General features: G+C 33.8%; 5 protein-coding genes. 4 read left to right on the forward strand and 1 reads right to left on the reverse strand.

The window, feature by feature from the left end:
* Nucleotides 1–782 precede the first annotated feature (782 nt).
* Complete coding sequence (locus tag CKF54_RS05925) at nucleotides 783–1,916, forward strand: hypothetical protein (protein ID WP_119525446.1); 1,134 nt, start codon at nucleotides 783–785, stop codon at nucleotides 1,914–1,916.
* Between the two features lie 100 nt (nucleotides 1,917–2,016).
* Here the strand turns inward: CKF54_RS05925 and CKF54_RS05930 are convergent, their stop codons facing one another.
* Nucleotides 2,017–2,952 (reverse strand): LysR family transcriptional regulator, encoded by a 936-nt coding sequence (locus tag CKF54_RS05930; RefSeq protein WP_119525447.1) that lies wholly within the window; start codon nucleotides 2,950–2,952, stop codon nucleotides 2,017–2,019.
* Between the two features lie 129 nt (nucleotides 2,953–3,081).
* On the opposite strand from CKF54_RS05930, the gene CKF54_RS05935 reads away from it, so the two are divergent.
* From CKF54_RS05935 to CKF54_RS05945, 3 genes are all read left to right on the forward strand, one after another.
* Nucleotides 3,082–3,471 carry a nuclear transport factor 2 family protein gene (locus CKF54_RS05935; RefSeq protein WP_119525448.1) on the forward strand — a complete coding sequence of 130 codons (390 nt, stop codon included), beginning with the start codon at nucleotides 3,082–3,084 and terminating at the stop codon, nucleotides 3,469–3,471.
* Nucleotides 3,472–3,987: 516 nt separating this feature from the next.
* A complete protein-coding gene (locus CKF54_RS05940; RefSeq protein WP_119525449.1) occupies nucleotides 3,988–4,863 on the forward strand; it encodes a hypothetical protein in 876 nt (291 codons plus the stop codon).
* An 87-nt stretch (nucleotides 4,864–4,950) separates the two neighbouring features.
* Nucleotides 4,951–5,841 carry a hypothetical protein gene (locus CKF54_RS05945; RefSeq protein ID WP_119525450.1) on the forward strand — a complete coding sequence of 297 codons (891 nt, stop codon included), beginning with the start codon at nucleotides 4,951–4,953 and terminating at the stop codon, nucleotides 5,839–5,841.
* The last annotated feature ends 215 nt before the right edge of the window (nucleotides 5,842–6,056 follow it).

Genomic DNA, 6,056 nt, shown 5'->3' on the forward strand with positions numbered 1-6,056 from the left:
TATCGGGAATCCCTATTTAATTGGTGAGCAAGTTACCGAGCGTTTAGGCTTAGCACAAATTGGTAATGTTGGTGCAATAGTTGCATCCTTTGGTCTAGCTTTCTTTGTTTTCATTACCTTACGCTATGGTAAAACAGCTCCAGCTGTTAAAGAAGCAAATTAAGTAAAAGAATGAAGAGCGTTAAGATCTAAATAAATGACCTTAAGCGTTCTTTTTCATAACAAAACAAAATTTACAAAAAGTGTCGGATAACTTCTAGGTTGTCCGACACTTTTTTATATTCAATTATCAACTTTTACTTTCTCCGCTCAGAGAATTTTAAAGCCTCTACAAAAATAACTTAATATATCACTGATATAAATTATAATAAGGAGAAGCCTGCGCAGTGGAGATATTAATTAAAGAGCAGAGAATGAGTATTAACAATAATCTGATAACAGCTACAAACAAGTTGTTGTAAACTACTATGGTTCAAATGCTTTTGCATGTTTCAAATGATTTTGCCTATTTCAAATGATTTTGCCTATTTCAAATGATTTTGCATTGTTAAGCTCTTCTCTACCTCAAGATTATTACTCTATTCTTACTATTCCAAGCCACAAGGAAGTACACATCATACCAATCAACTAAATTACTCAAGGATATCTTACAAAATTAACCAAACTGCTTTAAAACTGCACAACAAAAAAGAACTTCAACCCTTCCTGCTTTAACCTATTAGTTTATCTAAGAATTAAAGCTCCATCTTTTACAATACAATTTATTTTTCATTAGAATTATTATGCCAAAATCTGATATCTTATCTAGCTCATTTGACCGTTTTTTAAAAATGATCCGTGGCGATATCGAAGAATTTTCTCGTATCCCTTTTAAATTGAAAAGAAAATACGACTTCACTACTCGTGAGGGGATAAAAGTTTTTATTAAAGACATCGATAATTACAAAGACAAAATTATTGAAAGCATTGCTGAAAATCTTATCCTACTCAAACACTTTGACGAACAACAACTTCCTGAATTAAAAGAGCTTGCAAAAGAATTAGGCTTTGGCTTTAGTCAAATAGAAAGTGTTATACAGCAAACTAAGGATTTTCTTAAAGATGCAGGGTTATCTAGAAGATTAGTGAGAAACTATCAAGAAAGTCTAGAGGCAGCCTTTGAACACTTACTCAGCTACCAACCTCAAAGCCCTTCTCTAGTTTCAGCAACCCTGCCACATATAGATCTAAAAGGTTTAGGTGATTCTATCTACAGATTTACAGACCATGATATGGGAAATAGCTTCGAATGTATTAATATTTGTGCTAAGAAATATGATGAAGAGTATATAAACTTTGCCAACACAACTACAGAAAAAGTTGAACTGTTTGAAAAATACTTTCGTGAAATCGAAGCAGAGCTTTCATTTTCAAAGAAAGTTTTTGTTTGGTGGCAAGTACAAAATGATTCTTTAAACGTTTTTCAACATATTAAGAGCACAATTGACCAAATTGAAGTGGTTAATAGTTTAGCTTTCAGGGAAGGAAATCCGGGAAGAATGATCCTTAATAGTAATACCGCTTTAGAAGCTCTATCTCAAACGTTCATAAGCATAGCTATTTCATTAGGACTTGATGAGGATATAGTTAAAGAAGCTCTTGCTGAAAAGTCTACAAGCAAAGCAAGTAAAACTAAAAAGGCAAGCACTGCACGTAAAGCTACAAAAACTTCAGGAACCTCTAAAACTACAGCAAGTAAGGCTACAAAAACTTCAGAAGCCTCTAAAACCAAAAAAGCTCCTACCACTGAAAAAGCTTCTGTAGCTAAAAAAGAAGCTACCACTACTAAAAAAGCATCTAGCACCTCCAAAACAGAAGCTAGTACGACAACCAAAACTCGTAAAACTACAAGCAAAACTAGTACTTCTACAAAGTAATAGTTGCTCCAACTAGAAAACAGTTCAAAGTCCACAGAACAATAAATCGTTCTGTGGACTTTGCCGTTTTATTCAATAACCTTAAAGACCAAACTCTCCGCTAATTTGCGATGCTTTTTAGGGTCTCCTCTGCCCTTTCGAGCTCTTCAACAATTTGTACTACTTGTTCTCTTAACCACTTGTGTACTTGATCGTAATGCACTCGCTCATGCCAGCCCATGAGTTTATTGTACCCCTTAACCTCAATTGGTGGTTTTTTCACTACAAGTTCATCATTAGCGGTAACTAGGTGAGCAGGAGCTATTGCAATGTAATCACTTTTACGCAAGATTTCCGGAAGGAGTAAAAAGTTATTGATAGACAAGACAACCTCTCGTTGTTTGTTAACTTCACGTAAGGCAAGATCTGTAGCTCCTTGGAAATTACCTCCCCAATAAGATACTAGCACTTGTTGGTAAGCGCAGAATGCTTCAAGATCAAGTTCTTGCGAAGCTAAAGGATGAGTTTTACTCATCACACAAACATAATGCTCATGGTAAAGTACTTTTGCTCTAAGATTTACTGGCATCGCACTTTCTGCAACAATAACTAAATCTAACTCTCCTTTACGTAAGAGTTCTTCAAGATCTCGCCCTTGCGCTGAAAGAAAAGCTATCTTTATCTTTGGAGAAATCTTCAACAGATGTTGCGTTAAAGGTAACACCAATCTACGAGTAATGTTATCCGTAGCTGCTATTTTAAAAGTTCTCTCTAACAGACTCGGATCAAACTCTGGAATTGCAACTAGTCTTTCAATATCATGCAGAATTCTCTTTACAGGTTCAGCTAAAGATAAAGCTCTCTCAGTTGGCATTAATCCCGTTGCTGTACGAATAAAGAGCGGATCGTCAAACTTATCACGCAGTTTTGCCAAGATACTACTAACCGCAGGTTGCGTAAGGTTTAGTTTTTGTGCAGCTCTACTTACGTTTTGTTCATCAAGTAAAGCGTCTAAAGCTTTTAGTAAATTTAAATCTAGGTTCTTAATATTACTCACGTTTATATCAACTATAACAAGTATTAATTGGACTTATATTATATACCCTCTTATAATAATCACGTAAAACAAAGATACAAAATTTACTTCAAACTAACAAAACAAACAAAACAATAGAGGAAATATATTATGACTAAACCAACTTATGTAAATGATTATCAAGCAATCAAAGCTGTATTAGAACAATACATCAAAGGTGGTAAAGAAGCAAAAAGTGAATTCATGAAACCAGCTTTTAACCCAAATGCAACTATGTACAGCTCTGATGAAAATGGTGCTTTAGCAGGGGGGAATATTGAGGTATTATTCGAAGTTATTGATACAGCATTCCAACCATCTGCACAAGCTCAATCAGTAATTGCTTACATTGATATTAGCGGTACAGCAGCGTCTGCGCGTGTTGATACTAATGACCTATCTGGTTTTGGTTTTACTGACTACTTTAACTTACTAAAAATCAATGGTCAATGGCAAATTGTGAGCAAAATTTTCCATACTCACTACGCTCCGCAAGCTTAAGACTAGTTCTTTAATTTAAGGTCGTGCTACTTAACAACTTACTTACGTAACTTTCCCTCCAGCTTTATCAAGCTGGAGGGATTTTTTGTTTCCTAATTTTTATATTAGCAGAACCTTCACCTTACCAGAACTCTTACTCCGATACCGGTACTCTCTACATGATCAACATTCTTGTGCTTTTACATTCTTACATTGTCCGGTTGTTTAACGGATAAAGTCCAAAAAATCATAAAATACTTTTACGATATAAATTATAATAGAGGAATACCCTAATTACCATAGTTTGACCTCGTTTACCCTAGTTCAAACTGATACCTCTCCCTATACAACATAACGAAAATCTACAAAATACAAAACCTTATTTTCCCTCTTCAAAAACAAGTTATCAAATCCAGGTCACCAATTTCATTAATCGTAAAATATTCGTGAGAGCATGACCAATAGAAATCTCTCCGTACAACCGTACAACCGTACAACCTTTAATAATCTATTTTATCCAATTACCACAGGAGTTTTATGGAATCAATTTATAAAGCCTTTCAATACGCATTAGACGACTTTCTTGATGATTACGAGGAAGAACTTTGTATCCCATGTGATTTAAAAGAAAGCTATGCAATTGAAACTAGCCAAGGCAGAGAAGAGTTTGTTAAAGATTTTATCTCTTTTAGAGACAAGTTATTTGCTCGTATTGCCGAAGATGCAAAGTCTATCTATGAGTTTAAAGAACAATATAACGAAAAGGCAAACAAGCTTTTAGCAAATTTTACCCTCCAATTAATTGAAATTGATGAAATCAAGAAAAAAGTTTATAAAGACTTAAACAAACAGAGCCACAAGCTAGGAATAGAAAGAAAATACTTAAGAAATTATCGTAACCAACTCAATGCCTATGTAAAGTTACTAGCACAGTATTCAAAAAGTAGCGACGCTTTTTTTACTAACTTAATTTTATCTAAACCTATCGAGGTTTTAATAGAAGAAACATATTACGAACTTGATGACCCAGAGGCAACTCATGTAGAAGATTTGTTAGCTATCCTTTATTTTCGTAATCGTAGTCTAGTATATTTTGAAAAACATATTCCTGAACAGCAAGAGGCACTAGATGCTGCTGAAAATTCTATTACATACAGTCTAACTTCTGAAGAAGGAAAAAGAGTATGGCAAGAAAAGCAAGAATATGTTGCCAACGCATACAACACATTGCTTAATACTGTTGAAGAATACCTAGGTATCTTTGAAATAGGTTACGGACCGGGTACTCCTGGTGATCAATTGCTTATGGACGTTCAATTCTTTAGTTACCTAAGAAAACTTATAGGTTACATTATTGCTCTAGGTCTCTTAGACAAAGAAACCATACAACAAATTGAGCAAAGTATGAAATAACCTAATCGAAACTTTTATTTCCTTAGATGAGTTAATGCAAATAACTCTCTATCAACACAAAATTTCGTCCAATACCACAGGAGTATTATGGAACAAAAATTACCAGCTCAAGGTTATCAAGCCTTTCAATCAGTGCTAGATCTCTTCTTTGAGTGTTACAAAGAAGAAGATTGCATCCCATGTGATTTAAAAAAAAGCTATGCAATTGAAACTAGCCAAGGCAGAGAAGAGTTTGTTAAAGATTTTATCTCTTTCAGAGACAAGTTATTTGCTCGTATTGCCGAAAGTATAAAATCTATCTATGAGTTTAAAGACCAATATCAAGAAAAAGCAAATGAACTCTTCAAAAACACAAAACTCAAATTACATACGATTAATGAAATCAAGCAAAGAGTTTTTAAAGACTTAAATAAACAGAGCCATAAGCTGGGAATTGATAAAAAATTCTTAAGAAATTACCGTAATAAACTCAACGCTTACGTGAATTTGCTAGCAGAATATCCAATAAGTAGTTATGGATCTTTTACGAATTTAATTTTATCTAAGCCTATAGAAGTTTTAAAAGAAGATACATATTACAAAGCTAATGATCCTAAAGCTACTCATACAGAAAAATTATTAGCTCTTATGTATGTCTACTATAGGAGTGGAGAATATTTTGAAGAAAATATCCCTGAGCTCCTAGATGAGCTGGATCATGCTGAAAATCTTATTATATATAGTATAACTTCTGAAGAAGGAAAAAGAGTTTGGCAAGAAAAGCTGGAATATGTTGCTGACGCATATAACGAATTGTTGGATGCTGCTGAGGAGTTTCTAGATATCTTTGAAATAGCTTACGGTGAAAGTACTCCTGGTGAACAATTGTTTGCGGACGTTCGTTTCTTTTGTTACCTAAGAAAACTTATGGGTTACACTATTGCTCTAGGTATCTTAGATAAAGAAACCATACAAAAAATTGAGCAAAGTATGAAATAACTTAATCGAAACTTTTAGTTCTTTAGAATAGTTAATACAAATAACTCTCTATCAACATAAAAAATTTCGTTCAATATCACAGGAGCCTTATGAAACCAAAATTACTTGAACAAGGTGATATAGATTTTCAATTCATATTAGATCTCTTTAATAGGAGTTACTATGATGAATTTTTCATCCCAAGTGGTTTCAAAAAAACCTAAGTTACCTAGTTC

It is taken from the genome of Psittacicella hinzii, assembly GCF_003585885.1.
GTDB lineage: Bacteria > Pseudomonadota > Gammaproteobacteria > Enterobacterales > Psittacicellaceae > Psittacicella.

Bases quoted from the DNA above. Each gene is read 5' to 3' on its own strand.
- CKF54_RS05925 (WP_119525446.1), top strand. From the start codon at position 783: ATGCCAAAATCTGATATCTTATCTAGCTCATTTGACCGTTTTTTAAAA.
- CKF54_RS05935 (WP_119525448.1), top strand. From the start codon at position 3,082: ATGACTAAACCAACTTATGTAAATGATTATCAAGCAATCAAAGCTGTA.
- CKF54_RS05940 (WP_119525449.1), top strand. From the start codon at position 3,988: ATGGAATCAATTTATAAAGCCTTTCAATACGCATTAGACGACTTTCTT.
- CKF54_RS05945 (WP_119525450.1), top strand. From the start codon at position 4,951: ATGGAACAAAAATTACCAGCTCAAGGTTATCAAGCCTTTCAATCAGTG.